At 65.1% G+C, this 24,297-nt stretch carries 24 protein-coding genes; 11 read left to right on the forward strand and 13 right to left on the reverse strand.

Annotated elements, in window-relative coordinates; translation table 11 throughout:
- The first annotated feature begins 2 nt into the window (after nt 1-2).
- A complete protein-coding gene (gene glgX / locus DB459_RS27150; RefSeq protein ID WP_253710467.1) occupies nt 3-2,078 on the forward strand; it encodes a glycogen debranching protein GlgX in 2,076 nt (691 codons plus the stop codon).
- Nucleotides 2,078-2,449, forward strand: coding sequence for a hypothetical protein (locus DB459_RS27155; RefSeq protein WP_253713758.1), 372 nt, complete (start codon nt 2,078-2,080; stop codon nt 2,447-2,449). Before glgX ends, DB459_RS27155 begins: the two co-directional genes overlap by 1 nt.
- A 37-nt stretch (nt 2,450-2,486) precedes the next feature.
- On the opposite strand, the gene DB459_RS27160 is transcribed toward DB459_RS27155, so the two are convergent.
- The 7 genes from DB459_RS27160 to DB459_RS27190 all read right to left on the reverse strand — a co-directional run bounded on the left by DB459_RS27160 (nt 2,487) and on the right by DB459_RS27190 (nt 11,143).
- Complete coding sequence (locus tag DB459_RS27160; RefSeq protein ID WP_253710469.1) at nt 2,487-4,232, reverse strand: thiamine pyrophosphate-requiring protein; 1,746 nt, start codon at nt 4,230-4,232, stop codon at nt 2,487-2,489.
- A 340-nt stretch (nt 4,233-4,572) separates the two neighbouring features.
- Nucleotides 4,573-5,877: a TRAP transporter large permease gene (locus DB459_RS27165; RefSeq protein ID WP_253710471.1), complete on the reverse strand. Its 1,305-nt coding sequence runs from the start codon at nt 5,875-5,877 to the stop codon at nt 4,573-4,575.
- A gap of 5 nt (nt 5,878-5,882) precedes the next feature.
- Nucleotides 5,883-6,440 (reverse strand): TRAP transporter small permease, encoded by a 558-nt coding sequence (locus DB459_RS27170; protein ID WP_253710474.1) that lies wholly within the window; start codon nt 6,438-6,440, stop codon nt 5,883-5,885.
- Nucleotides 6,441-6,559: 119 nt separating this feature from the next.
- Complete coding sequence (locus DB459_RS27175) at nt 6,560-7,567, reverse strand: TRAP transporter substrate-binding protein (RefSeq protein WP_371927017.1); 1,008 nt, start codon at nt 7,565-7,567, stop codon at nt 6,560-6,562.
- A 111-nt stretch (nt 7,568-7,678) separates the two neighbouring features.
- The gene (locus DB459_RS27180) at nt 7,679-8,377 is read right to left on the reverse strand and encodes a MarR family winged helix-turn-helix transcriptional regulator (RefSeq protein ID WP_253710478.1); all 699 of its coding nucleotides are present in this window, start codon (nt 8,375-8,377) and stop codon (nt 7,679-7,681) included.
- Between the two features lie 179 nt (nt 8,378-8,556).
- A protein-coding gene (locus DB459_RS27185; RefSeq protein ID WP_253706739.1) for an IS3 family transposase occupies nt 8,557-9,689 on the reverse strand; the annotation gives its coding sequence in 2 pieces (ribosomal slippage) (nt 8,557-9,434 and nt 9,434-9,689; 1,134 coding nt in all).
- A gap of 113 nt (nt 9,690-9,802) precedes the next feature.
- Entirely contained in the window at nt 9,803-11,143 is a 1,341-nt protein-coding gene (locus DB459_RS27190; protein WP_253710481.1) for a TAXI family TRAP transporter solute-binding subunit, read from the reverse strand.
- Between the two features lie 701 nt (nt 11,144-11,844).
- On the opposite strand from DB459_RS27190, the gene DB459_RS27195 reads away from it, so the two are divergent.
- Nucleotides 11,845-12,051 carry a hypothetical protein gene (locus DB459_RS27195; RefSeq protein WP_253710483.1) on the forward strand — a complete coding sequence of 69 codons (207 nt, stop codon included), beginning with the start codon at nt 11,845-11,847 and terminating at the stop codon, nt 12,049-12,051.
- A 216-nt stretch (nt 12,052-12,267) separates the two neighbouring features.
- Here DB459_RS27195 and DB459_RS27200 read toward each other — a convergent pair whose 3' ends face one another.
- Nucleotides 12,268-12,684, reverse strand: a complete 417-nt coding sequence (locus tag DB459_RS27200; protein ID WP_253710485.1) for a helix-turn-helix domain-containing protein — start codon at nt 12,682-12,684, stop codon at nt 12,268-12,270.
- A 392-nt stretch (nt 12,685-13,076) separates the two neighbouring features.
- On the reverse strand, nt 13,077-13,211 hold the full coding sequence (locus DB459_RS27455) for a hypothetical protein (protein WP_256519241.1): 135 nt from the start codon (nt 13,209-13,211) through the stop codon (nt 13,077-13,079).
- A gap of 61 nt (nt 13,212-13,272) precedes the next feature.
- Between DB459_RS27455 and DB459_RS27205 the strand changes: the two genes are divergently transcribed.
- Entirely contained in the window at nt 13,273-13,911 is a 639-nt protein-coding gene (locus DB459_RS27205) for an NUDIX domain-containing protein (protein WP_253710487.1), read from the forward strand.
- Nucleotides 13,912-13,914: 3 nt separating this feature from the next.
- Here the strand turns inward: DB459_RS27205 and DB459_RS27210 are convergent, their stop codons facing one another.
- Nucleotides 13,915-14,094, reverse strand: a complete 180-nt coding sequence (locus DB459_RS27210) for a helix-turn-helix domain-containing protein (protein WP_253710490.1) — start codon at nt 14,092-14,094, stop codon at nt 13,915-13,917.
- Between the two features lie 127 nt (nt 14,095-14,221).
- Between DB459_RS27210 and DB459_RS27215 the strand changes: the two genes are divergently transcribed.
- From DB459_RS27215 to DB459_RS27225, 3 genes are all read left to right on the forward strand, one after another.
- Nucleotides 14,222-14,473, forward strand: coding sequence for a hypothetical protein (locus tag DB459_RS27215; RefSeq protein WP_253710493.1), 252 nt, complete (start codon nt 14,222-14,224; stop codon nt 14,471-14,473).
- A 263-nt stretch (nt 14,474-14,736) separates the two neighbouring features.
- Nucleotides 14,737-15,285, forward strand: a complete 549-nt coding sequence (locus tag DB459_RS27220) for a hypothetical protein (RefSeq protein WP_253710496.1) — start codon at nt 14,737-14,739, stop codon at nt 15,283-15,285.
- 105 nt (nt 15,286-15,390) lie between these two features.
- Nucleotides 15,391-16,995, forward strand: coding sequence for a carboxylesterase/lipase family protein (locus DB459_RS27225; protein WP_253710498.1), 1,605 nt, complete (start codon nt 15,391-15,393; stop codon nt 16,993-16,995).
- A 57-nt stretch (nt 16,996-17,052) separates the two neighbouring features.
- Here DB459_RS27225 and DB459_RS27230 read toward each other — a convergent pair whose 3' ends face one another.
- The gene (locus DB459_RS27230) at nt 17,053-18,054 is read right to left on the reverse strand and encodes a tripartite tricarboxylate transporter substrate binding protein (protein WP_253710500.1); all 1,002 of its coding nucleotides are present in this window, start codon (nt 18,052-18,054) and stop codon (nt 17,053-17,055) included.
- A gap of 170 nt (nt 18,055-18,224) precedes the next feature.
- Between DB459_RS27230 and DB459_RS27235 the strand changes: the two genes are divergently transcribed.
- Together DB459_RS27235 and DB459_RS27240 are read left to right on the forward strand one after the other, a co-directional pair.
- Nucleotides 18,225-18,386 carry a hypothetical protein gene (locus DB459_RS27235; protein WP_253710502.1) on the forward strand — a complete coding sequence of 54 codons (162 nt, stop codon included), beginning with the start codon at nt 18,225-18,227 and terminating at the stop codon, nt 18,384-18,386.
- 355 nt (nt 18,387-18,741) lie between these two features.
- Entirely contained in the window at nt 18,742-18,921 is a 180-nt protein-coding gene (locus DB459_RS27240) for a hypothetical protein (protein WP_253710504.1), read from the forward strand.
- 87 nt (nt 18,922-19,008) lie between these two features.
- Here DB459_RS27240 and DB459_RS27245 read toward each other — a convergent pair whose 3' ends face one another.
- A complete protein-coding gene (locus DB459_RS27245) occupies nt 19,009-20,433 on the reverse strand; it encodes an RtcB family protein (protein WP_253710506.1) in 1,425 nt (474 codons plus the stop codon).
- A 667-nt stretch (nt 20,434-21,100) separates the two neighbouring features.
- On the opposite strand from DB459_RS27245, the gene DB459_RS27250 reads away from it, so the two are divergent.
- Nucleotides 21,101-21,742, forward strand: a complete 642-nt coding sequence (locus tag DB459_RS27250) for a hypothetical protein (RefSeq protein ID WP_253710508.1) — start codon at nt 21,101-21,103, stop codon at nt 21,740-21,742.
- Between the two features lie 42 nt (nt 21,743-21,784).
- Complete coding sequence (locus DB459_RS27255; protein WP_253710511.1) at nt 21,785-23,167, forward strand: pyridoxal-dependent decarboxylase; 1,383 nt, start codon at nt 21,785-21,787, stop codon at nt 23,165-23,167.
- 470 nt (nt 23,168-23,637) lie between these two features.
- Here the strand turns inward: DB459_RS27255 and DB459_RS27260 are convergent, their stop codons facing one another.
- Nucleotides 23,638-24,267 (reverse strand): archease, encoded by a 630-nt coding sequence (locus DB459_RS27260; protein ID WP_253710514.1) that lies wholly within the window; start codon nt 24,265-24,267, stop codon nt 23,638-23,640.
- Nucleotides 24,268-24,297: the final 30 nt, after the last annotated feature.

The following is a 24,297-nucleotide window of genomic DNA, read 5'->3' on the forward strand; positions in this document are numbered from 1 at the left end:
TCATGCGCATTTCGGCGGGGACGCCGCATCGGCTGGGTGCGACGTGGGACGGCCGCGGCACCAATTTCGCCTTGTTCTCGGCCTCCGCCCACCGGGTGGAGCTATGCCTGTTCGACAGCCAGGGCCGCCGCGAGCTCGAGCGCATTCCCCTGCCCGAGCGCAACGAAGACGTCTGGCACATCCACGTCGCCGATGTCATGCCGGGGCAGCTCTACGGCTATCGGGTGCACGGCCCCTACGAGCCGGAGCACGGCCATCGCTTCAACCCCTACAAGCTGCTGCTCGATCCCTATGCCAGGCGCCTCGCCGGCCGGCTGGTGTGGAGCGACGCCCATTTCGGCTACCGCGCCGGCAGCGTCCGCGAGGACCTGTCGTTCGACCGGCGCGACAATGCCCGCGGCATGCCCAAATGCGTGGTCTTCGACGAGACCTACAATTGGGGTCCGCATGAGCTGCGGCCCAATATCCCCTGGGAGGACACCATCATCTACGAGGCCCACGTCAAGGGCCTCACCCATCAGCATCCGGAGGTGCCGCCGCACCTGCGCGGCACCTTTCGTGCCCTCGCCAGCGACACCATGATCGACCATTTCAAGCGCCTCGGCGTCACCACGGTCGAACTCCTGCCGGTGCATGGTTTCATCGACGATCGCATGCTGATCGAGAAGAAGCTGGTCAACTACTGGGGCTATAACAGCATCGCCTTCTTCGCCCCCGAGGCGCGTTACGCGCCCGACGGCAATCCGCTCGATGCGTTCCGGATGACGGTGGCGAAGCTCCACGATGCCGGCATCGAGGTCATGCTCGACGTGGTCTACAACCACACCGCGGAGGGCAATCATCTCGGCCCGACCCTGTCCTTCCGCGGCATCGACAACCGCTCCTATTACTGGCTGAAGCCGGACACCCCGCGCTATTACGACGACTTCACCGGCACCGGCAATTCGCTCAACCTGACCCATCCCCGCGTCCTGCAGATGGTGATGGATTCGCTGCGCTTCTGGGTGGAGCAGTGCCACGTCGACGGCTTCCGCTTCGACCTTGCGCCGACGCTGGCGCGCGGCCCCCATGGCTTCGAGCGCGCCAGCCCCTTCCTGATGGCGGTGCGGCAGGATCCGGTTCTGGCCGGCGTCAAATTCGTCGCCGAGCCCTGGGACGTCGGCCTTGGCGGCTATCAGGTCGGCGGCTTTCCCTCGCAATGGTCGGAGTGGAACGACCGCTACCGCCGGACGTTGCGACGGTACTGGGCCGGGGAAGGCAATCTGATCGGCGATGTCAGCGCCCGCATGATCGCCTCTCCCGACGTGTTCAAGCATGACGGGCGCTTGCCGCGCGCCAGCATCAATCACGTGACGGTGCATGACGGCTTCACGCTGATGGACCTGTTCAGCTACGCCGAGAAGCACAACCTCGCCAACGGCGAGAATAACGCCGACGGCGCCGGCGACAGTCACAGCATCAACTGCGGCGAAGAGGGCCCGACGGATGACCCGGCGATCAACGCCCTGCGCTGCCGCCTGCGCCGCAACCAGCTCGCCTGTCTGCTGCTCGCCCAGGGCGTTCCGCTGCTGCTGGCCGGCGACGAGGTCGGCAACAGCCAGAGCGGCAACAACAACGCCTATTGCCAGGACAACGAGATCGGCTGGATCGACTGGAGCGGCCTGCACCGCAAGCCCGACAACATGATCGGCTTCCTCGCCCATCTGACCGCGCTGCGCCGCCGCTTTCCGCAGCTGCGGCCGAGGCACTGGGTGGAACATCTGGTCCCCGCCACCTCCAACGGCGTACTGTGGCTGACGCCGACCGGCGAGGAGATGACCGAAAGCGACTGGAAATTCCCCGAGGGGCGTTTTCTGTCTTATGTGCTCGGCTCGTCGGACACCCGCTCGCCGCTCTACATCGTGCTCAACGCCGCCCCCGAGGCGATCGATTTCGTCCTGCCGAAACTGGAGGCCTTCAGCCGCTGGGAGCGGCTGCTCGACACGGCGGAAGACGACCAGGTCTCCGCGATCTTCGATCGTGCCACGGCACTACGGGCGCCGCCCCGCGCCGTGCTGGTGTTTGCGGGCATGACCTGATGTCGCGGTTCGAACCACGGATCTCGGCCGCCGGCGTCGGCTTCCGGCTGTGGGCGCCCGCGGCAGGTCGCGTCGACCGGCAGCTCGAAACGCCGGTCGCCGACCGGCCCGCGGGCGAACGGCTTGCCCTGGCGGCGCGCGGCGCGGCCACCCGGTATCGGTTTCGCATCGACGGCGAACTCGGCGTGCCCGACTTCTACCAGGGGACCGAGCTGTGGGATCTGGCGCTGGTCGATCCCGACAACCGCCGCCCGGTGGACTTCGTGGCGCGCCGCGCCCTGCTGGACGAGGCCGCCGCCGATATCGACGCCGCCCAGCTCGCCAGAAACACCGCCGCCTGCCGGCACGACGGGCGCTGCAGTCTCTCGTAAGCATGTTGCGCACCGTGCTCGCGCCGGCGCCCCCGCCTCACGGCGCGACGCGGATGTCGAGCAGCGCGAGGCCCTTGCCGGCGGTGACATGATCGATCGCCTGCCGCAACGCCTCGCCGAGCTCGACGCCCTTGTGGACGCGGCGCGCGAAGGCGCGGCTCGCCTCCGCGACCTTGACGAAATCGGGCGACGGCTCCAGCGACACCAGCGGCATCTTGTTGGTTTTGGATGCGTAGCCGTCGGGATAGACGTCGAGCACCGAGCGCCGCACCGCGCCCCATTCGGAGTTGTTCAAGATCAGGACCAGCACCGACAGCCCGAGCGCCTCGGCGATCTGGTGGCAGGCCACCGGGTTGCTGAACATGTAGGAGCCGTCGCCCATGGTCGCGACCACCAGCCGCTTCGGATCGGCGAGCTGCATGCCGAGCGCCGCCGGAAACGACCAGCCGAGCCCGCCGGCATGGGGTTCCTGGTACCAGGCCTGGTGGCTGCGCAGGGTCAACGGCTCGAGCGGACAGCCGAGCTCGGAGAGCACCGTGGCGTTGCGGGTTTCGATCGCCTGCGACAGGGTGAGGCTGACGAACTCCTTGGTCATCGGCTCACCATCGCCGCGCTTCGCCTGCGCGACCACGGCGGCGCGCCGCGCCGCATGAGCCGCGGCAACCGCCTTCCGCCGCGCCTCGCGCTGCGACGCCGTCGCCGCCAGCTGCGGGGCGAGACGCCGCGCCAATTCCGGAATGACGTCGGCGGTCTCGCCGACCAGGGTGACGTCGGCGGGGAAGTTGCGGATCGGCACCCGGCTCGCCAGCGGATCCTGGCCGACCTGCACCACCTTGCAGCCCTCGGCCAGATGATGAATCGCCGGCGACCACGGCGCGATCGAATCCAGCACCAGCACGAGATCGGCATCCTTGAGCCAGGACGCCGGATCGACGCCGACCGACATCGGATGATCGCCGGCAATCGCGAGCTGCACCGCCCAATATTGCGAAACCGGGATGCCCCAGGCGAGCGCCATCTCGCCGAGAGCGGCGAAGGCGGCTGCCGAACCGGCGCCGCGCTGGGCGATGATCACCGGATGCTTGGCGCCGGCGATCAGCCGCGCCGCCTCGTCGAGCGCCGCCGGCTGCGGCGCGGCGAGCGCCGGATGCATCCGCGGCGGCTGGGCGAGAGCGTCGGCCGGACTGGGCTGGCACAGCACCTCGCGCGGCAGGCTGAGATAGACCGGCCCCTTCGGCGTCGACGAGGCGATGGCGTAGGCCCGGTCGATCAGCTCCGCGGCCTGCTCCGGGAAGCGCAGCTCATAATCCCATTTGGAGGCCTCGCGCACCAGCGCGCTCTGGTCGCGCATCTCCTGGCCCCAGCCAATCGGCACCGAACGGGCGCCGAGCCGGCCGTGTTCGAGGACCGGCGTGCGCCCCGAGAACAGGATGACCGGCACATTCTCGATCGCCGCGTTGATGGCGCCGATGGCGCAATTGGCGAGGCCGACATTGGTGTGGGCCATCACCGCCTGGGCGCGGCCGGTGGCGAGATAATAGCCGTGGGCCATGCCCATCGCGGCGTGCTCGTGGGGAATCACGATCGCCCGCGGCAGGGCGATGTCCCTGGCCGTGGCTTCGGCGAGCCCCTCGATGATCGGCGGGAAGTCGGTACCGGAATTGGCGAAGATGTAGTCGACGCCGACCGCCTTGAGGCGCGCCAGGACGGCACCCCCGGCGGTGATGCTGGTGGCGGACGGCTGCGCCGCGGGCGCGGCAGTGCGGGTGGGACGTCGGGACATGGGGATTCCTGAATGCCTGGTGCGGTGGATCAGACGCTCGTTTCAGCATTGGAGCGATTTCTTCAAGCCAGCGTCAGATCCAAAACCGCACGAGAGTCATATTGATGCTAGTGTCCCGTCTCCGAATTACCGCTTCGTCTGCCTCACCCTCGCACGGTAATTCGGAGACATCGGGACACTAGCAAAATCAAAAAGCTAGTGTGGCTTATGTCTCGCAATTGCCTACAGGGGCTTGCCGCAAAGGGCATAGGCAATTGCGAGACGCCACACTAGTGTCCCGTCTCCGAATTACCGCTTCGTCTGCCTCACCCTCGCACGGTCATTCGGAGACATCGGGACACTAGCCGAGCATGCGTTCCGGCAGCCAGGTGGCGAGCAGCGGGAACGAGATGAGGATGACGAGGCGGATCAGGTCGGTGATGACGAACGGCAGCACGCCGACGAAGATCGTCGACATGTCGACGTCCTTGATCACGCTCTTGATGACGAAGACATTCATGCCGACCGGCGGGTGGATCAGTCCCAGCTCCACCGTCATCACGATGATGACACCGAACCAGATCGGATCGAAACCGAGCGCGGTGACCACCGGAAAGACGATCGGCACCGTGAGGATGACCATCGCCATGGCGTCCATCAGGCAGCCGAGCACGAGATACATCAACAGGATCAGCGCCAGCACGCCGTAGGGGCCGATGCCGAGGCCGGTGAGAAACTGGGTCACATGCTGCGGCGTCTGCGTGATCGTCAGGAAATAGCCGAAGCAGAGCGCGCCGATCAGGACCGTGAAGACGGCCGCGGCGGTGCGCGTCGCCTGGAGCAACGACTGCAGGATCCCCTGCCCGTTCAGCTTGCCGCGGGCAACGCCGATGACGAAGGCGCCGACCGCGCCGACGGCCCCCGCCTCGGTGGGGATGAACAGGCCGCCATAGAGACCGCCGATGACGAAGATGAACAGCAGCAGCGGCGACCAGACGTCACGCAGCGCGGCGGCGCGCTCCGCCCAGCAGCTCTTCTTGCCGGCCGGCAGGAATTTCGGCCGCACCCGCCCGATGATGGCGATGGTGATCATGTGCATCGCGATCGCCAGGAGGCCGGGAATGATGCCGGCAATGAACAGCTTGCCGATATCCTGCTGGGTGATGATGCCGTAGACCGCGAGCACCGTCGACGGCGGCAGCATCGCCCCGAGGGTGCCGCCGACGGCGATGACGCCGGTGGCGAAGGATTGCGGATAGTTGAAGCGGCGCATCTCCGGATAGGCGACGGCCGAGAAGGTCGCGGCGGTGGCCACCGAGGAGCCGGAAATCGCGGCGAAACCGCCGCAGGCGGCGATGGTGGCGATGCCGAGACCGCCGCGCCAGTGGCCGACGAAGGTATTGGCCGCCCGGAACAGTTCGCGGCTGATGCCCGACACCGAGACGAAGGCCCCCATCAGCAGGAACATCGGGATGACGCCGAAGGTGTAATCGGTCACCGTGCGCATGGTGGTCTGGCCGACCAGCTTCAGCGCCGGACCGAAGCCGGTGAGATAGCCGAAGCCGGTGATGCCGACGAGACCCATCGCCATGCCGACCGGCACGCGCAGCAGCATCAGGACGAAAAGGGAGACGAAGCCGACAACGGCGACTGTTTCCGCGCTCACGGTGTTCACTCCGCCGTCTTGGTCTTGGGATCGTGGATCTCTTCCGGATGGAAGATCAGGCGCCAGGTGCGGATTGCGATCAGCAGCACCGCCGATACGTCACCGATCCAGGCCACCGCGAAGAACGGCCAGTTCGGCAGCCGCAGGTCGTAGGTCAGCACGTTGTCCTGGTAGGTAGTGCGCACCTTGTCGAACAGCGTGATGGTCTGCACCGTGACCACGAACAGCAGCACCAGGGTGGCGAAGATGTCGATCCAGCGCTGGTGGCGCGGCGTCACATTGGCCCAGACCAGGTCGACGGTGATGTGGGAGCCGCGATAGCTGGTCGCGGCGATGCCCCAGAAGATCAGGATGCCGAGCAGCAGCCGGCCGAAGTCGTAGTAGTCCGGGATCGTCACAGCGAAGAACTTGCGCATGACGATGGCGACGAAGGTATTCAACGCCACGATGCCGACGAAGGCGGCCGCGATGAGTTCGATGGTGTCGATGAAGCGGTCCATCAGGCTGGTGGAGCGACGCACGGGCCCTGGGCCATTTGGCGATGCATCGGACGAGACGGTCATGGCGCGAATCCGGTGGACGGGAAGCGTGGAAAGCGATGCCTGCAACGAATGAGCAGGCGTCGGCGCGAGCGGCGTTCGAAGGGGCACGGCGCAACCGCCGCGCCCCTTCGGCAGTCAGGTCAGATGCCGGCGCCGTGTTTCCTGATCGCGGCCTGCAGGTCGGCTTCGATCTGCTCGGGATTGCCGCCCGCCTTCTTCACCGCCTCAGCCCAGCTCGCATAGAGCGGCGCCACCGCCTTCTTCCACTGGGCGAGTTGATCGTCGGTGAGCTTGTAGACCTCGTGACCGGACAGCGAACGCATCTTGACGCGGCCGTTGGCCTCGAAGTCGGTCCAGGGATCGGACACCTTGGCCGCCCATTCCGGCGTGCAATGCTCGTCGAACACCTTCTTCTGCGCCGGCGACATCGAGTTATAGGTATTGAGGTTGACGTTGTAGGTGAAGACCGTGGTGTAGAGCGGCGCGTCGATATGGTACTTCACCACCTTGTCGATGCCGAACAGGAAGAGCGACCCCCACGGGAAGGCGATCTCGTCGGCGACGCCGCGCTCGAGCGCGTCGCGCGATTCCGGCGCCGAGGCCTGCACATTGGTGCCGCCCATCAGCTTGACCATCTCGGCGATGGTGCTCTGCGCCGGCCGCACCTTGACCCCGCTGAGATCGGCGGGGACGACGATCTTCTTCTTGCCGTGCAGGGAGCCGGGATCGTGGATGAAGGAGAAGCAGACCTTGGTGTCCTTCATCTCGACGGGCGCGTATTTGCGATACCATTCGTCGAGCGCCTGGGTGCCCTTCTTGCCGTCGCCGAATACGAACGGAAGCTGGCCGGCGGCGATGATCGGGAAACGCCCCGGCTGATAGCCCGGGTTGACGTAGGTCACGTCGGCGATGCCGTCGCGGGCCATGTCGTAATGGTCGAAGGCCTTGCCGAGCTGCTCGGAGGGAAACACGGTGGCCTTGATGGTGCCGCCGGACGCCTTTTCGAGATCGGCCGCCCAGGCCTGGGTCGCCGGCACCAGCGGATGCGCCGGCGGCACCCAAAGCGAAATCTTCAGATTGATGACCTTGTCCTGCGCCTGCGCCGGGCCGAACAGGCCGAGCAGCGCTCCGATCGCTGCGGTGGCGATCAGGCCAGCGCGGCGGCGCGTTGAACCTTCGCTGCTGTGGTCGGTTTTCATGATGCTTCCTCCCTCTTGCGTGCGGCTGTTGCCGCTTGATCCGTCCTGGCGGCGCGATCTTCAAGTCGCGTACGCTTCCGGTGCTGGTCGCGACTGCCGGCCGGACGCGCCGCGCCGCTGGCGCCGCGGTGTTCCGCTCCGGCCGAGTTCATCGACGATGCGCTTGAGCAGCGCGATCAGCAGCGGCTTGTCCTTGCCGGCGATGGCATCGAGCCTCGCGTCATGGGCACGGGCGATGGTCCGCAGGCGGCGCAGCATCGCGGCGCCGCTGCCCGTCAGCCACACGCCATAGCTGCGCTGGTCGCCGGACTTGCGTCGGCTGCTGATCAAGCCGCGCGCGGTCAGCCCCTTGAGCGTCGCGGTCAAGGTCGAGCGGTCGCGGCCGCAGAGCCGGCTGAGCTCGGTCGGCGTGATGCCGGGATTTTCCGAAAGGATGGTGAGGATCGTGTACCAGCCGGCCTTCAGGTCCGACTTGCCGAGCCCTTGCCGGATCGCCGCGAACGAGGCTTCCTGGGCGAGGCGCAGGTGATAGCCGATCAGATTGGCCAGCGCGGCCGGCGGGTTCGCCTCGCTGCGCGGCGCATCGGACGTCGCCGAGACCGGCTTGCGTCGCCCGGGCTTCTGCCGCCCGCCCTGCGCCGCGCGTCCGGATACCGCCCGCCCGCGATCGCGCAGCGGCGTGGCATCGTCGACAGGCTGGCGGCGTGGCTGCCGCGGGGTCATGGGCACTTCCTCGTCGCCGCGCTTGGGCGGCTTCATCTTGCCCATCGACGTAGCAAACGGTTCCAGCGCGCGCAAGATGCTTTGAGACCAAAGCATTTCCGCGCCGCGAAACGATGTCAACCGGCTCCGGCCGCATTGACGGCGTGGCGTTGCGTGAGGTGGTCCCGGTTGTCTGAACAGATTTTCCGCGTCGATAAGTGGAGGCTCTGCCGGGGTTAGGCCGCCGCGCGGAGCGGAGGAAGATCGAAGTAGGCTTGATCCGGGGTGCGGTCGTCAAGGCTCGAATGCGGGCGGCGGCCATTGTAAAAGTCGAGATACCGACCAATCGAGCTTCGCGCCTCGCCGACGGTCTCATAGGCTCGCAGATAGACCTCCTCGTATTTGACGCTTTTCCACAGCCTCTCAACGAACACGTTGTCCCGCCAAGCTCCTTTGCCGTCCATGCTGATGGCGATGCCGTTATCGGCGAGCACGCCGGTGAAGGCCGCGCCAGTGAACTGCGAGCCCTGGTCGGTGTTGAATATGTCCGGCTTGCCGTGACGCGCGAGAGCATCCTCCAATGTCTCGACACAGAAGGACGCCTCCATCGTAATCGACAATCGCCAGGACAGAACACGACGCGTCGCCCAATCGAGCACGGCGGCGAGATAGACGAAGCCGTGGGCCATCGGGATATAGGTGATGTCCATGGCCCAGACCTGGTTCGGTCGCGTGATCTCCATGCCGTGCAGCAGATACGGATAGATCTTGTGGCCGGGTTCAGGCTTCGTCGTGCGCGGCCGGCGATAGAGCGCCTCTATCCCCATCCGCCGCATCAGCGTCTTCACATGCCGGCGGCCGACCTTGCACCCCCGCAAGGCCAGCAGGCCTCGCAACATACGCGAACCGGCGAAGGGGTATTCCAGGTGCAGCCGATCGATCTGTTGCATGATCTCGAGGTCGGCGGGCGATACTGGGCGGGGCAGATAATAAACGCTGCCCCGGCTGATCTTCAAAACCTCTGCCTGCTTGGTGATCGACAGATCGTGCTCACGGTCGATCATCGCTTTGCGCTCAGCAATCCCGCCTTGGTGAGCGCGCCTTCTAAAAAATCGTTCTCCAGCGTCAGCTCCCCGATCTTGGCATGGAGCGACTTCACATCGATCGCGGGGATGGCCGGCGCTCCGCCTCCCGATCCGAAAACCTCAGACGCGCTGCCCTCGAGCTGCGATTTCCATGCGGTGATCTGATTGGGGTGAACGTCGAAATGCTCGGCCAGTTGGACGATCGTCCGATCGCCCTTGATGGCGGCCAGAGCCACCTTCGCCTTGAAGGCCGGTGAGTGGTTCCGGCGGGGTCGTCTCTTCATGGTCTCTCCTGTTCGCGGCGATTATCGCCGTTGTCAGGCAGAAATTCCACTTATCGTCCTGTCCAGATTTCCGGGACCAGCTCAGCGGTCAGATCGGATCAGATCGGATCAGATCAGGCGGTCCCGCCGCCGGTCCGACGCTGCGGCGCGGGCGCTCCGGCGAGCCACTGCTTGCGGTCGGCGACCGCGTTGTGAAACTGATCGAGCGCGATGTTGAAGGCGGTGAGCGTATCCTCGTCGACCGCGCCGCTCTCGAAGCAGGCGAGCGTATCGCGCATGATGTCGTCGGCCTCGCGCTGCATCGCATCGAGTTCGTCGATCGTGTTGCTGCCCCGTGCCGCCGTGATCATGTCGAGCATGCGCGCGCGCCGCGTCGCGTTACGCTCGCGATCGTCGCGATGCATATAGCTGCGAAACCACGCCGCTCCCGAGGCGACGCCCGACAGCACCATGAGGCCGAACCAGAAGAAATCGCTGTAGCGCTCGAGGAAGGTGCGCTCGGTGCCGTCGATATAGGCCGCCGCCCCGGGGTGAGCCGGGATCGCGGCGTCCTTGCCGGTGTCCGGCACCTGAATATTGGCGACGCCGGGGAAATCCGTACCGAGGCCGTGGCGGACGGCAAATAGCTGCTTGGTGAAATCGGTCACCGTCTGATCGTGCACGGCCTTGCGCGCGACCACGAGGTGATTGAACGACAGTGTCGTAATGTCGTCATCCGGTCGCTGCGGGTTGGCGCCGAGCGCTCCCGCCGCGATCTCCGCGGATTCGTAGACGCGGTGCTTGCGCGCGATCACCTCGGCAGCCGTCACCGGCAGGAAGGTCGGCGACCGCCCTGCCCTGACGGTGGCGTTGATGGCGGCGGCGGTGATCTTGCTGTCGACCGGGCCGACCGCCATCATGGCATCGACCTTCTGCGCCCGGATGGCCTCGGCCGCTTCGTCGATCGCGAACTGGACGACCTCGACCCGGTCCGGATCGACCCCGCTCTCGCTCAGGATCAGGCGCAGGAGTTTGGTGTTGGCCTCGGTCTTGCCGATGATACCGATGCGATGGCCGGCGAGGTCCTCGATCTTCTTGATCGCCCGCCCCTTCTTCGCCGACGCCGGGCTTGGCAGCCAGATGACGACGACATTCTTGCGCAGGATCGCGATGGCGAGCGCGTTGGTCGGCAGCGGCAGGTCGCCGCGTACGACGGCGAGATCGGCCCTGTTGTCGCCGATGGCGGCGGCACTGGCGGTCGCCCCGTCGGTGACGATGACCTGAAGCCGGACGTAGTGGCGTTCCTGGCCGAAAGCCCGGGCGAGTTCCTGGACGACCTTGACGTCGTCGCTGCCGGCCGGACCCACGGCGATGCGCAGCGTCGCCGGACGCCAGTCGAGGACGAAAAAGCCGAGCAAGGCGGCGGCGAACACGACGAGGCCAGCCGCGATCACCGCCATCGTAATGCGCTTCATGCCTGCCTCTCGCAACAGCGATACTCTGGCGCAGCCGATGGGACAAACATGTATATGCAGTGCGCCCGCGTCCAGTCGGCCGAGTTCGTGCCGCAATGCAGCACCAGCCGCCCGCGGTCAAGCCCTCCAGAAACGCGTCATCCGCATGTCGTCGGCCAACTCAATCGGCCAAGTCATCGGCCAAGTCATCGGCCAAGTCATCCGCAACCGACGCCCTGGCAATGGATCGCAACACCAGACAGCAACAGTATGAACTTGAAGAACGAATAAATTCCGATCGTGCCAAAATAAATGTCGAACAATGCATCCATGAGCGACCTCTACCCCCAGCAGCGGCAAAGATTCCGTCGCGAAGCACAATCTACAGGAGAACTTATTCGGATACACATACGACTGATCGGGATGACTAATTAAAGGTCAAGCCGATCGTAGAAAGTCGATCGCCGGTTGAGGCCTGTTCCGAACCGCGGCCGCGCCGAAGGGGGCGGCGGCCGGGCGCCAATCCGCCCCGCTGGCAGCGGAACCGAATTTTCGCTGCCTGAACAGAGACTTGCGCCCCTCGCGCCGACACGGTGAGAACAACTTGCTCCAACTGAAGCGCGCGGCAGAACATTTTGCCAACCCGTCCGCAAACTATGGATTTCTGTGTTCTTGCAGTCGCACCGGTCCCGGGCATTTTAAGGGACGCAGGATCGATGCACATGAACAGGGCGGGCGAGCGCGGAAAAATCTGGTACGGGGCGGTGGCCTTCTGGGTCGTCGTCGTCGCGCTTCTGGCTGCGCGGGTGTTGCTGCTCGACACCGCGAAGCTCAAATCCTACATGGCCGGCGCCGTGCATGAACCGAGCGCCCCGCCAAGCCCGCCCACACTCGCCGACGCCGGATCTCCGCGCCCAACGCTTCGCTAGTGTCCCGTTTCCAACGTTCGTATTCCTTTGCAGCAGGCGCTTCTACGAACGTTGGAAACAAAGGGACACTAGCATCATTATGATTCTAGTGTGGTTTTGGATCTGACGCTCGTTCGAAGAACTCGCTGCAATACTGAAACGAGCGTCAGATCCACCACACTAGTGTGGCTTATGTCTCGCAATTTAGCCGGTTCGGCTGACCGGCTCAGGTCGGGTTCAGACCTTTTCCTCGATCTGAGCCGAGAGGGCAGCCTGCTCGGCGGTGAGATTGACCATCTTCTTGGCGAGTTGCAGCAGCAATCCCCGGCAGGCGGTATCCTTGATGCGCGAGAAGGCGGCGACGAGATCGTAATTGGCGGGATCGGAAACCAGGGAGAGCGGCGTCGGTTCGGACACCAGCGCCTCCTGGGCAGGATAGAAATAGCCGACGGGGACCGACAGCGCGGCGGCAAGCGCGCCAAGCCGATTGGCGCCGATGGTGTTGAATCCGTCTTCGTATTTCTGGATCTGCTGAGCGCTGACGCCGATCCGCTTGCCGAGCTGCGATTGCGATAACGACAACGATTGACGGCGCGATCGGATCAGAATCCCGATCCTGGTGGTTTCTGATTTCAGCACTGTGACAGCATCCACTTCCTAGACTCCCTCAACCTAACGGTAGATGGATCGGAGCTCAGGAAACTTGATTCAAATCAATACGCTCCCACGAATCGGGGCCGACGGATCGCCGCACCCCTTTCACCATCGCGCTTGTCGGGAAATCGATGCAGCGCGGACGAAGCGCCGAGATCCCGCGCTGCCGCAAGCCGGCGGACAGCGGGAACGAGCATCGCCGTCCTGATTGATCGAAGGTTCGCCCCCGGCTTCGAACTGGGCGGCGAGGCCCCGACGCCGATAACGGTGCTGTCGCCGTGACGCGCCATCCAAGGCGCCACTGGCGGACTTCGGCCTGCGCGTCGACGCAGTGGCGCGGCGTCAGCATTGCAGCGAATTCGGCGTTCGCGCGTCAGATCCACCGCACTGGATCAGGCGACCGTCGAACCGGCCATGATCCCATCGAAGCCGCGCGGCTCTCCGCCGCGGCGCTGAGGTCTTTCGATCTCCTCGCGCACCGCCTCGGGAAGCGACTGGCGAATCCTTAACTCCAGGCCGATATTCAATCCCGGTGCCCTTCTCATTCCGATATTTGCTATCACACCCATGAGAGTCACGACCGCGACCATGACCCAATTCGAAGACGCCGAGCTGCCGACTGACCGCCCGGCCGAGGCGGTGCTGTCGGCACCGCGTATCATCGGCAACAATTTCCGTTCCTATCAGTCCTTTGACATCGAGTTGCGGGATCTGGCCGGCGGCCGGTCGCGCTACGAACGCGACGTGCTGCGCGCCGGTGCAGTCGTCGGCGTACTGCCGGTCGATCTCGCCCGCGGCCAGGTGGTTTTGATCCGCCAGTTCCGCCTCGGCGCCCATCTCGCTCTCGACAAGGGCGAGATGATCGAGATCGTCGCCGGCCGCTGCGACGAGGGCGAATTGGCCGAAGCCGCCGCCGCTCGCGAATGCATCGAGGAGATCGCCTGCGCGCCGCGACGGCTGCGGCGCTTGATGCGACTGATGCCGGCGCCGGCGCTGACCGACGAGTGGCTGACGCTGTTCCTGGCCGATGTCGACGCAAGCGCCGTGCCGCCGCGCACCGGCCTCACCGAGGAGCAGGAGCATCTCCAGACCGTCGTGCTGCCGATCGAGCGCGCGGTCAATCTGCTCGATGGCGGCGCCATCCACAACGCGCTGACGCTGGTCGCACTGCAGTGGCTCGCGCTCAATCGCACCGCGCTGCCGCGACTGCTGGCCCCGGGAACATAACAGTCAGATCTTCCGCAGCTGCAGATAATCGTGCCGCAAGTCGCCGGCGCGTTGCCACCCCTCCCAGTCGCGGATCTGGATCAGCCGGCCCTCGCACTCGATCAGTTCGCGCCGGCGCAGTTCCTGAACGACGCGATTGCAGTGAACGGTCGAGATCCCGGCCGCATCCGCCAGGTCCGCCATAGGCGCCAGCATCGTCGCGGAACGAAGGCCCGGCGGCAGGAATTGGTCTTGGACATTTGGAATAAGCGAACCCGTATCAGGGTGGGAAGCGTCATCGCTCCGAGTGACGCCGTGGTGGGAGCTGACCATGAGCGACCTACGCGATCTGCGCTGCGGCACCTACGACAACATCAATGAGGCCGGCAAACAGCAACCTTATCAGGTCCGCGAAGCGCCGACCCCGCACGAAAAGGCACAGTGGGGCGCCGACGTGCGCTGCGATCCGCTCCCCGGCGACGACGACGTCATTCCCGAGGGGCTGCTGCGGCCGCGCATGGGCCCTGTGAGCCCGACACGAGGCCGGCATCAGGAGCGCGCCTTCGCCGATCGGCATTCCTGACGGCTCATGACCTGCGGAGGACCGCCGCGGACGAGGCGGCGCCCAGGCGGATCGTCGACGCGCCAGCGGGGCCATCCGCCCCGCCGCCACGGCCGAGGAGAGCTGCCATCGCGCGGTTTGATCCGGGTCAATATCGCAGCGCCGAAAACCGACATGCTGCGGCCTCCTGGTGGAGTGGATTCGACATTCGCCGCCCGCCCCCGCCGCGGGGCTCACCGCAAATGTTGGAATCGGACCACCGGCAGGTTCCCGAGGAGGTCACGGTGGTTAGTATCGCACTCACGGCGGAGCAGATCCGCAGCGCCCCGCCCGAAGTACGGCAATGGATTGAACGCGAAGTCGCCGCTGCGTTCGGCTGGCCGGTGAAGCCCGATGAGCCCGAGGCGGCGCCGGCCCATCTGGTGTCGTGCAGCGCCAATGATGCCGCGTCGATTCTGGCGCAGATCCAGGGCGTTCTGCCGGCAATGAATGTCTTCTTCGAGTTCGGCCGCCAGGGCTCCATGGTGCCGCAGAGCCGGGTCGAAGCCTTCCGCCTGATCGACATCGCCCACAACACCCGCCTGCAGAATGTCGGGCAGGTGATCGGCTGCCTCGACGTCATCACCGAGGCGCTGCGGCGGATCAAGGACGACACCAGCGCCGCCTTCTGCGGCTTCGATCGCGAGGGCCACTGCATCGTGCCGGTCGAAACCCAGCAGAGCATCTTCCAGCTCTGGCAGACGGTGATCTCCGGCCAGCAGTTCGGCGCATCGCCGTCGACCCCTGCCGAGCCCGCCGCCGCGACGCCCGCGCAGCCGGCGGTGGCGATCTAAGCCGGCGGCGGACGATCCGGCTTGCCCGTTCAGTTCGTCCGTCAGCGCTGCGGCCGGTGGCTCGTCTCCGCGCCAATTCAAGACGACTTCTCAAGAGGACTTCCGATGTTTCGCATCGCATCCGCGCTGGCCGGCATCGGCCTTTTCGTCGCCATCGCGCTCGCTCCATCGCGCGCCGCGGAGGCCTCGTCCGTGGTGGTGATGACCGACAAGGGCGCGGTACGCGGCGCGATCAACAACGACATGCGCGAATTCAAGGGCATTCCCTATGCCCGGCCGCCGGTCGGCGATCTGCGCTTTGCCATGCCCGCGGACGCGCTGGTCTGGAGCGGCGAACGCGACGCCACGGCTTTCGGCAGCCCGTGTCCACAGGCCGAGCGCTATGGCATTCCGGAATCCAGCGACAACGAGGATTGCCTCTTCATCAACGTCACCGTTCCCAATCGCGATCTCGACCGCAAGCGGCCAGTGCTGGTCTGGATCCATGGCGGCGCCTTTGTCGGCGGCTCGAGCTCGCTCTATCCGCTCGACGCGTTGGCCCGCTCCGGCGACGCCGTCGTGGTCTCGATGAATTACCGCCTCGGCGTCTTCGGTTTCGTTGCCCACCCCGGCTTCGACGCCGACCACAATGGCGGCTATGGCCTGGAGGACCAGCGCGCCGCGCTGCGCTGGGTCAAGCGCAACATCGCGGCCTTCGGCGGCGATCCGGACCGGGTGACGGTGGCCGGCGAATCCGCCGGGGCCGCCGGCGTGTGCATGCATATTCTCGCCCCCGACGAGACCCAGGGGCTGTTCAGCCAGGCCATCGTCCAGAGCGCGGGCTGCGTCACGCCGCTGCCGACCGTGACCGACGGCGCCAGGATCGGCGAGACGATCGCGGCGAAGCTCGGCTGCAGCGACGCCCCCACCGCCCTCGCCTGCCTGCGCAAGGTCGCGGTGAAGGACCTGCTTGCCGCCGCCGCCGACGTCGCCGGATCGAGCATCGTCACCTTCCTGCCGGTGACCGGCACCAGGACCGTGCCGCTGCCCGGCGCGCAGGCCATTCGCGCCGGCAAATTCGTCCATGTCCCCGTGATGATGGGCGGCACGCGCGACGAGCTACGCCTCTATGTCGCCTATGCGGTGCAAGCCGGCCTGAAGGTGACCGCCGACAACTATGCGGCGACGCTGCGCGAGACCTATGGCGACGACACCGACGCCGTCGTCGGCAAATATCCGAGCAGCGCCTATTCCTCGCCGGCCGCCGCGCTCGGCACGGTCTGGTCGGACTTCCGCGCCGATGTCGGCGTCAACAACTGCATCTACCTCGAAACCGCCAAGCTGCTGCGCAAATCGGTGCCGGTGTATGAATCCGTCTTCGGCGACCGCGATGCGCCGCCGGTCACCGCCGATCCGGGCTTCGAAATGGGCGCGGTCCACTCCTCCGAGCTGCCCTATCTGTTTCCGCATTTCGACAACACCACCAGGCTCGCCGGTCCGAACCTGGCGCCCGACTCGCTGGCGCTCGCCAGGACGATGACGGCCTATTGGACGAGCTTCGTGAATTCCGGCAAGCCGAGCGCGCCCGGCGCCCCGGCGTGGGAGCCGTTCACCGCCGAGGACAAGGTGATGAACCTCACCCCGCGCCAGCTCGGCGGCTTCGACGCCTCGGCCGCGCATCAGTGTCCGTTCTGGCGCTCGCTCTATCCGTCGGTGCTGACCCAGCCGTAGAGCGCGATAGCGACAAACTGATCGCGTCGCGCGACATTACGCGGCGCCTGCGCCGGCCTACTCCTTGGCAATGCCGGCCCGCTCGATCACCTTGCCCCACTTTTCAATGTCGTCCTTGAGGCGCTGGCCGATCTCTTCCGGCGTGCTGGCCTTCGCTTCGATGCCGAGTTCAAGCGCACGCTTCTTCAATTCGGGATCGGCGAGCACCTCGCGCAGGGCGCCGTTGAGGGTCTTGATCACCTCCGGCGGCGTGCCCTTGGGGGCGAAGATCGCGTTCCACGACTGGGCCTCGAAGTCGCCGCCGCCCGCCTCCTTCACCGTCGGCACATCCGGCAGATAGCTGGTGCGCACCGGACCGGACGTCGCCACCGCGATGATCTTCTTGTCGGCGAGGTGCGAGCGCACCGCCGTGTAATTCTCCACGGCGAGCTGGACGTCGCCGCGCAGCAGCGAGATCAGTACATCCGGCGAGTTGCGGAACGGCACGATGGCAAGATCGACGCCAGCGGTTGCATTGAACAACTGCGCCGCGAGATTCTGCGTCGAACCGACATTGATGGTCCCGACATTGAGCTGGCCCGGCTTGGCCTTCGCCGCCTTGATCAGCTCCGGCAGGGTCTTGTAGCCCGACAGCTCCTGGGTGACGAAGATGAAATCGAAATAGCCCATGCTCGACACCGGCACGAAGTCGGTGAGCGGATCGAAACCGAGCTTCTTGAACAGCGACACCGAAACGGCGGTGCCGTTGCTGAACAGCGCCAGCGTGTAGCCGTCGGCCGCGGCCGACAGCGCCGCGCGCGCCGCGTTGATGCCACCGGCGCCGGGCATGTTCTCGATGATGAAGCGCTGGCCGAGCTTGTCACCGAGCTTCTCCGAGACGAGGCGCGCAGTCACGTCGGCGACCCCGCCGGCGCCGAACGGAATGATCAACCGCACCGGCCGGCTCGGATAGGCCTGCGCCGAGACCAGCTGCGGCGCCAAGGCCGTTGCCAGCGCCATCAGCGCCCCGGTCACCGCGCTCCGCCGGCTCACGGCCCATCGCTTCACTCGATCTGTCATCTGCCATCCTGTCATATGCGCTGTCGAAGCCGCGCCATCGCGCCGGGAACATTCGATGCGCCATTCAAACCGCGCGAGGCGGATTGTCAATCGCGCCGCCGCAGACGACAGCCCGCCGCTGCAGATGTATGTTAACATAACGTCTCGCGCCTCCGGACAGGAGCCCCGCCATGCTGCGCCCCTTTGCCGTCGCCGTCACCTTGTGCGGCATCCTGCCGTCGTCCGCCGCCGAGGATGGCGCCGGCCACGACGCCCCCGGCCGGCCGCCCGACATCGTCACGATCAATCGCGCCCACGGCGCTTTTCGAGTTCTCTGCAAAATCGACCGGTGAATCGGGGATGCCCGGCGCCTCCATAAGGCTGTGCGGGGACTGCACCCTTTGTTGCAAGGTCATGGCCATTGAAGAACTCGCAAAGCCGATCAGCACCTGGTGCTCACGCTGTAAGCCCGGGCGGGGCTGCCTCGTTTACGAGGATCGGCCAAGTGAGTGTCGAGCCTTCAATTGCCTTTGGCTGCTTGACGAGCGGTTCGGCCCGCACTGGCAGCCGAGCAAATCAAAACTCGTTCTGACAACCTCCGAAGACGGGATTGAGATCAGATGTGATCCAGGCTTTCCGGATGCCTGGCGCAGGGCGCCTCTCCGCAGCGAGATACATAGATTAGCTACAGGTGCGCAAGAAAACGGTATGACCGTTCTCGTCATCGTCGGTAGACATATGACACTGGTGACTCCCGGTCGTGAGTTCGACCTCGGCGTCGTCCGCCCAGACGAACGGATCGTCCGTGAGATGGACGGCAACGAGGTGGTCGGCGCGGCGGTCGTCAACGCATCCGACGTCATCGGAACGCCCGCCAGGGACTTGTGACGCCATGCCCGCAATTTGGAGAACATGCGGATCGCGGGTCGCTGCCGGCGACGCCGACCCTCGTCATGCTCGGCAGCGTCTGAGCGATCATCCCTTGATGCAGATCAGCGGCCGCAGCCGCGCCACCCGCCTGGCGAGGCCGGCATGCTCGGCCGCGGCGACCACGGCGCCGACATCCTTGTAGGCGCCGGGCGCCTCCTCGGCGACGCCGCGGCTCGACGGGCTGCGGATCACGATGCCGCGCGCCGCGAGATCGTCGACGATCTTGCGGCCGCTCCACTGCCGCAGGGCAGCATGCCGCGACATCGCCCGGCCGGCGCCGTGGCAAGCCGACGACCAGGCCTTCTGCTCGCTCGTGGCCTCGCCGGCGAGAATGTAGGATCCCGTTCCCATGCTGCCGCCGATCAGCACCGGCTGGCCGACGGCGCGCAGCGCGGCGGGCAGCCCCTCGTGGCCCGGACCGAATGCCCGCGTCGCGCCCTTGCGATGCACGAACAATTCGCGACGCCTGCCGCCCACCCGATGCATCTCCGCCTTGCAGGTGTTGTGCGAAACGTCGAACAACAAATCGAGCGCGTTGTTCGGGAAGAAATGCGCAAAGACGCGGCGGGCGTAATGGCCGAGGATCTCGCGGTTCGCCAGCGCGCAGTTGACCGCCGCCCGCATCGCGCCGAGATAGCGCTGGCCGAGCTCGGAGCGGATCGGCGCGCAGGCGAGCTCGCGGTCGGGCAGGACGATGCCGGCGGCCGGCGCCGCCATCTCCTGCAGGAATTCAGTGCCGATCTGGTGACCGAGGCCGCGCGAGCCGCAATGGATGGTGACGACGACCTCGTTCTCGACGAGGCCGAAGGCCCTGGCGGCCGGCACGTCGACAATCTCGGCGATCGCCTGGACTTCGAGATAATGATTGCCCGAGCCGAGCGTGCCCATCTCCCGGCGTTGCCGTTCCCGCCCCCGCTCGGACACAGCGCCCGGCGCGGCGCCGGCCATCATGCCGCCCTCCTCGATCCGCTCCAGATCCCGCGCCTCGCCGAGGCCGCGGGCGACCGCCCATCGCGCCCCCTCGCCCAGCATCGCCGCCATCTCCGCGTCGTCGAGGATGAGCGCGCCGGTGCTGCCCAAGCCAGCCGGGATCTGCCGGTACAGCGACTCCGCCAGCGACTGCTGCAACGGCATGACCTGGTCGACAGTGAGGCCGGTCAGCATCGTGCGCACGCCGCAGGAGATATCGAAACCGACCCCGCCGGCCGAGACGATACCGCCATGATCCGGATCGAAGGCGGCCACGCCGCCGATGGGAAAGCCGTAGCCCCAATGGGCATCCGGCATGGCATAGGCGGCCTCGACGATGCCCGGCAGGGTGGCGACATTGGCCGCCTGGACGAAGACCTTGTCGTCCATGCCGCGGATCAGCGTCTCGTCGGCATAGATGATCGCCGGAACGCGCATCGCGCCCTCAGGCTCGATGCGCCAGGTCGTGGCGTCGACACGGGTCAGCCGCTGTGGATCCATGCGTTCCTCCTTGCCGCCAGCCCCTGGTTCCAAAATTCGCGCGACCGTTGCGGCAGATTGCGGACACAATCTTCGAAAATGCCGGCCGTCGAGCGTTTTCGCGCAAAGTGAGCGCCGGCTCGCGTGAAGAAAACACCTCAAAATAAGGCGCTGGAGCTTCCACTTCGGTTCCATCGGAGCGGAAAATGCTCCGGACGTCAACGACGCAGCCCGCCGGCCGGGCGCCGCGATCATCGGCGGCGGCCTTCGGCGCGGTGCCGCCACTTTGGCCTTGAAGGCCGGTGTCTGGTTCCCGCGTGTTCTTCTGGTCGCTGTCGCTCCTGATACGCAGGCATAGCGTGCGCGCCGTCAGGCAGCAACGCCACTTAGCACCCTGTGTAGATTTCCGGAGGCGGCTCAGACGTCGACGATCGCGCGTGGTTCCGCCGAACATGACGCGCCGACATTGCAGGTCGTTTGCGCGCGTTCCGACATTTCGTTCCTTCCCGACTACTTTCGAGGCCGCCTGGTGCAAGCTTGGCTGAGATGAATCGGCGTATTGTGTAACGACAAGCTTCATCGCCGTCGACGTTTCAACTTGGCGCGAACTCGTCGATGTCAAAAATGCTTCGCAACGACGTGCTCTATTTGCTCGAGTCCTACTGCATCTTGGTGAGGTCGTGGTCGTATGACAGATACAGATAAGATCATCGTTCGTGCCGCCTCATCCCCGGCAGATTTCGGCGCTGTATGGGAGACACTTGCAGCCGGCTTCTTCAACGATCCCTTCATCAGCTATGTATTTCCGGATCCGGGCCGTCGCGCCCAGTTTCTGCCGACGTTCTTCTCGATCTACTCCGAAGGGATGCAAGTGCTGATAGCAGGAGTCTCCGCCGGAGACTGCGACGGCGCGGTGGTGCAGTCCACTCCCGGCAACCTGGATTTGCGCCCGGAAACGCTCAAAGAGGTGGACGAGAAAGTTCTCGCCTCGTGTGGCCAGGATGCTCCCACCATTGTGAAGGCGATGACTGCGCTGTCGAGCAACCATCCTGACCTGCCGCCTCACTTCTACCTGTTTTTTATCGCCGTGCGACCGCGGAACCGAGGCCGTACTACCGGGCTGATACTGCTCGATCACCTGGCGGAGCAGTGGGATCGGGAAGGCGCGCCTACCTACGGCGAGGCATCAACCACCGCCCTCGTGACGCTCTACGAGCGCCGGATCGGCGCCAAGCGGATCAATTCACCCATCTGCATCCCAAACGGACCAACAGTGTTTCCGATGTTGCGGGAGCCCGGGGCCAAGCCGGCGGTTGGACCGAAGGGTTGACGGTCGACGACCTGAAAGGCCGTTTGGTAGAGGAAGGCCAGAATGACTGAGGAAGCTCTGCTCGAACTGACGAAGAAAAAGAACACGTCTTCGCCAAATGACAGAATCAAAGAGCTTTATGCTCGGCTATCGACCCAACAACGCGACTTTCTGGGCCTTCAGCTCAGTCAGGCGCTGGATTTTTCATCTCTGGCGCCGTTTCTCAATATACACCTGAACAACCTTGGCGATCCGTTTGTCTCCAATTGCGCCACCCTGAATACAAGGGAGATGGAGTGCGAAGTCCTGGACCATTTTGCTGGTCTTTGGCACGCTCCCGGCCGGGTCCCGCTCGACCCGGATTCCTATTGGGGCTTTCTGCTGACCATGGGCGCGACTGAGGGCAACCTCTATGCCTTGTGGAACGCGCGGGATTATCTCGCAGGGGATCCTCTGATGCACGGCGGCAGCGGCGAGAAGAACAGGGTGCCCGTGTTGTTTTACAGCGAGGATACACACTACTCGATCACCAAGTGTACTCGCCTGCTGCAACTGGAGACTTTTCATAAACTGGGGAATGGCCTGTATCCTGGTCTTTGCCCGATTACCAAGGATGGTCGCTGGCCGGACGGAATCCCGAGCTGCGACGGCTCGATCGATCCGAAACACCTCGCCGCGCTGGTCGATTTTTTCGTTGCCCGTGGGTACCCGCCAATCGTCTTCCTCAACGTCGGCACGAGCTTCAAAGGCGCCTATGACGACGTCGAGTCGGTCTGGCAAGCTTTGTTGCCGGTTTTCGAACGGCATGGGCTACGGATCCGCGCGACAGAAAATGAGCGACAGGACTACTGGGTGCACATCGACGGGGCGTTGGGCGCCGGCTATCTCCCCCATCTCGAGAAAGCGAAGGCGCTCGGACTGACTGAGGAGCGGGTGCCGATCTTCGATTTCCGTTTACCCTATGTCTCGTCCATCGTGACAAGCGCGCACAAGTGGTTCGGTGCACCATTTCCGAGTGGGGTGTTTATGACCCGCGAAAAGTACCGGCTTAATCCATGTGCCCAAGCGCAATACGTCGTGACACCGGATTCGACGCTCGCCAGCAGCCGCAACGGCCTCTCAGCTCTGATCCTGTGGTATGCCATCAATAATTCAGTCGGGGATACGCCGGCGCGCGTGGCGTCCCGTTGCGCCCGTCTTGCGGATTACGCAACGAGGCGCCTCGAGAAAATTCGAGAATGGCATCCTGGCTTTTGGGTGAAACGCGCATCTGCGTCGCTGGCGGTGCGTTTTCCGACGCCCAGATCGGAGATTTTCGAGAGGTTTGGTCTCAGCGCAGATGGCGGCGCATCACACATTTTCATCATGCCGCATGTAACCCGCTCCATGGTCGACGCACTGGCGGAGGCGCTCTCGGCGCCGAATGCGTTCGAAGGATGCGTCTAGTGTGGTTTTGGATCTGACGCGCGTTTGAAGAACTCGCTGCAATGCTGAAACGAGCGTCAGATCCACCGCGCTAGGCGGACTGTTAGGGCCGAACGCGAGCGCCGGACGCTGACTCTGCGTGGAGGAAATTTGCAGAGGCAAGTCACTCACTTGCCGCCAGCTCCCTGTTTTGGAAGTTCGTACGGCAACGGCGGCCGCTTCTGGATACGAACTTCGGAAATGCCGGCGGTCATGCATTTTCGAGCGATGTCGACGCCGGTTCGCGTGAAGAAGGCGCGTCACAACAAAAAGCTGGAGCAGAAAGTGCTCTAGTGTCCTGTCTCCGAATTACCGCTTCATTTGCCTCACCCTCGCACGGTCATTCGGAGACATCAGGACACTAGCAAAATCAAAAAGCTAGTGTGGCTTATGTCTCGCAATTGCCTACAGGGGCTTGCCGCAAAGGGCATAGGCAATTGCGAGACGCCACACTAGACGTCGACGACGCAGCCTGCCGACCAGATGCCGCGATCATCGGAGGCGACTTTCAGCGCGGTGAGCGTCGCTCCCTTCGGTTCGCAGGCCGGGGCGTGGCGTGCGACATCGACCGGTTCGCCCCAGGCCGTCGCCGACAATCGCCTGCCGTCCTCGATGATGACGGCGTAGTGCCCGAACAGCATGCGCCGAACCGCCATTTCGTAGATGATCGCATTGAGCCACTGCGGCAGCAGCAGCTCGCGATCCGGCGCCGCACAATGAATCTCGACCGCCATCAGCGGCTGCACCGCCGCATCGGTGACCACGGCGGTCAAGGCCTGCGCCGCCTGCTCGAAGGCTTGCGCCGGTGTCGAGCCAAAACCACGCACGCCGATATCGGCATCGTGCGGGAAGTGTTCCCACCGACCTTCGGCCGCCACAGGCCCGTCACATGTATCGATCGCCATCGCCAACCTCCGCCTGATCGAAGCGGCACGACAGTCCGGAGCCTGACCGGCTTCGCCGGCGCGACTTTGACTTATGTCAACCTCCGGGCGGAGCGTGCAGGGTGCGGTGACCCCGGCCGACGTCTCGAAGACACCAGACCGGCGTTCCGTCGGCGCATGGAACACGAACCCGCGCATCACCACGCCGGGCGGCGATCGAGGCCGGAG

The sequence above is a fragment of the Bradyrhizobium sp. WD16 genome, from assembly GCF_024181725.1.
Lineage (GTDB): Bacteria > Pseudomonadota > Alphaproteobacteria > Rhizobiales > Xanthobacteraceae > Bradyrhizobium_A.

Excerpts from the sequence above, each read along its gene's own strand:
- DB459_RS27180 (WP_253710478.1), bottom strand. The coding sequence starts at position 8,377 with ATGAAGCCGCCCAAGCGCGGCGACGAGGAAGTGCCCATGACCCCGCGG.
- DB459_RS27230 (WP_253710500.1), bottom strand. The coding sequence starts at position 18,054 with ATGACAGATCGAGTGAAGCGATGGGCCGTGAGCCGGCGGAGCGCGGTG.
- DB459_RS27240 (WP_253710504.1), top strand. The coding sequence starts at position 18,742 with ATGACCGTTCTCGTCATCGTCGGTAGACATATGACACTGGTGACTCCC.
- DB459_RS27190 (WP_253710481.1), bottom strand. The coding sequence starts at position 11,143 with ATGAAGCGCATTACGATGGCGGTGATCGCGGCTGGCCTCGTCGTGTTC.
- DB459_RS27205 (WP_253710487.1), top strand. The coding sequence starts at position 13,273 with ATGACCCAATTCGAAGACGCCGAGCTGCCGACTGACCGCCCGGCCGAG.
- DB459_RS27195 (WP_253710483.1), top strand. The coding sequence starts at position 11,845 with ATGAACAGGGCGGGCGAGCGCGGAAAAATCTGGTACGGGGCGGTGGCC.
- DB459_RS27160 (WP_253710469.1), bottom strand. The coding sequence starts at position 4,232 with ATGTCCCGACGTCCCACCCGCACTGCCGCGCCCGCGGCGCAGCCGTCC.
- DB459_RS27155 (WP_253713758.1), top strand. The coding sequence starts at position 2,078 with ATGTCGCGGTTCGAACCACGGATCTCGGCCGCCGGCGTCGGCTTCCGG.
- DB459_RS27210 (WP_253710490.1), bottom strand. The coding sequence starts at position 14,094 with ATGGCGGACCTGGCGGATGCGGCCGGGATCTCGACCGTTCACTGCAAT.
- DB459_RS27260 (WP_253710514.1), bottom strand. The coding sequence starts at position 24,267 with ATGCGCGGGTTCGTGTTCCATGCGCCGACGGAACGCCGGTCTGGTGTC.
- glgX (WP_253710467.1), top strand. The coding sequence starts at position 3 with ATGCGCATTTCGGCGGGGACGCCGCATCGGCTGGGTGCGACGTGGGAC.
- DB459_RS27225 (WP_253710498.1), top strand. The coding sequence starts at position 15,391 with ATGTTTCGCATCGCATCCGCGCTGGCCGGCATCGGCCTTTTCGTCGCC.
- DB459_RS27250 (WP_253710508.1), top strand. The coding sequence starts at position 21,101 with ATGACAGATACAGATAAGATCATCGTTCGTGCCGCCTCATCCCCGGCA.
- DB459_RS27215 (WP_253710493.1), top strand. The coding sequence starts at position 14,222 with ATGAGCGACCTACGCGATCTGCGCTGCGGCACCTACGACAACATCAAT.
- DB459_RS27245 (WP_253710506.1), bottom strand. The coding sequence starts at position 20,433 with ATGGATCCACAGCGGCTGACCCGTGTCGACGCCACGACCTGGCGCATC.
- DB459_RS27255 (WP_253710511.1), top strand. The coding sequence starts at position 21,785 with ATGACTGAGGAAGCTCTGCTCGAACTGACGAAGAAAAAGAACACGTCT.
- DB459_RS27170 (WP_253710474.1), bottom strand. The coding sequence starts at position 6,440 with ATGACCGTCTCGTCCGATGCATCGCCAAATGGCCCAGGGCCCGTGCGT.
- DB459_RS27235 (WP_253710502.1), top strand. The coding sequence starts at position 18,225 with ATGCTGCGCCCCTTTGCCGTCGCCGTCACCTTGTGCGGCATCCTGCCG.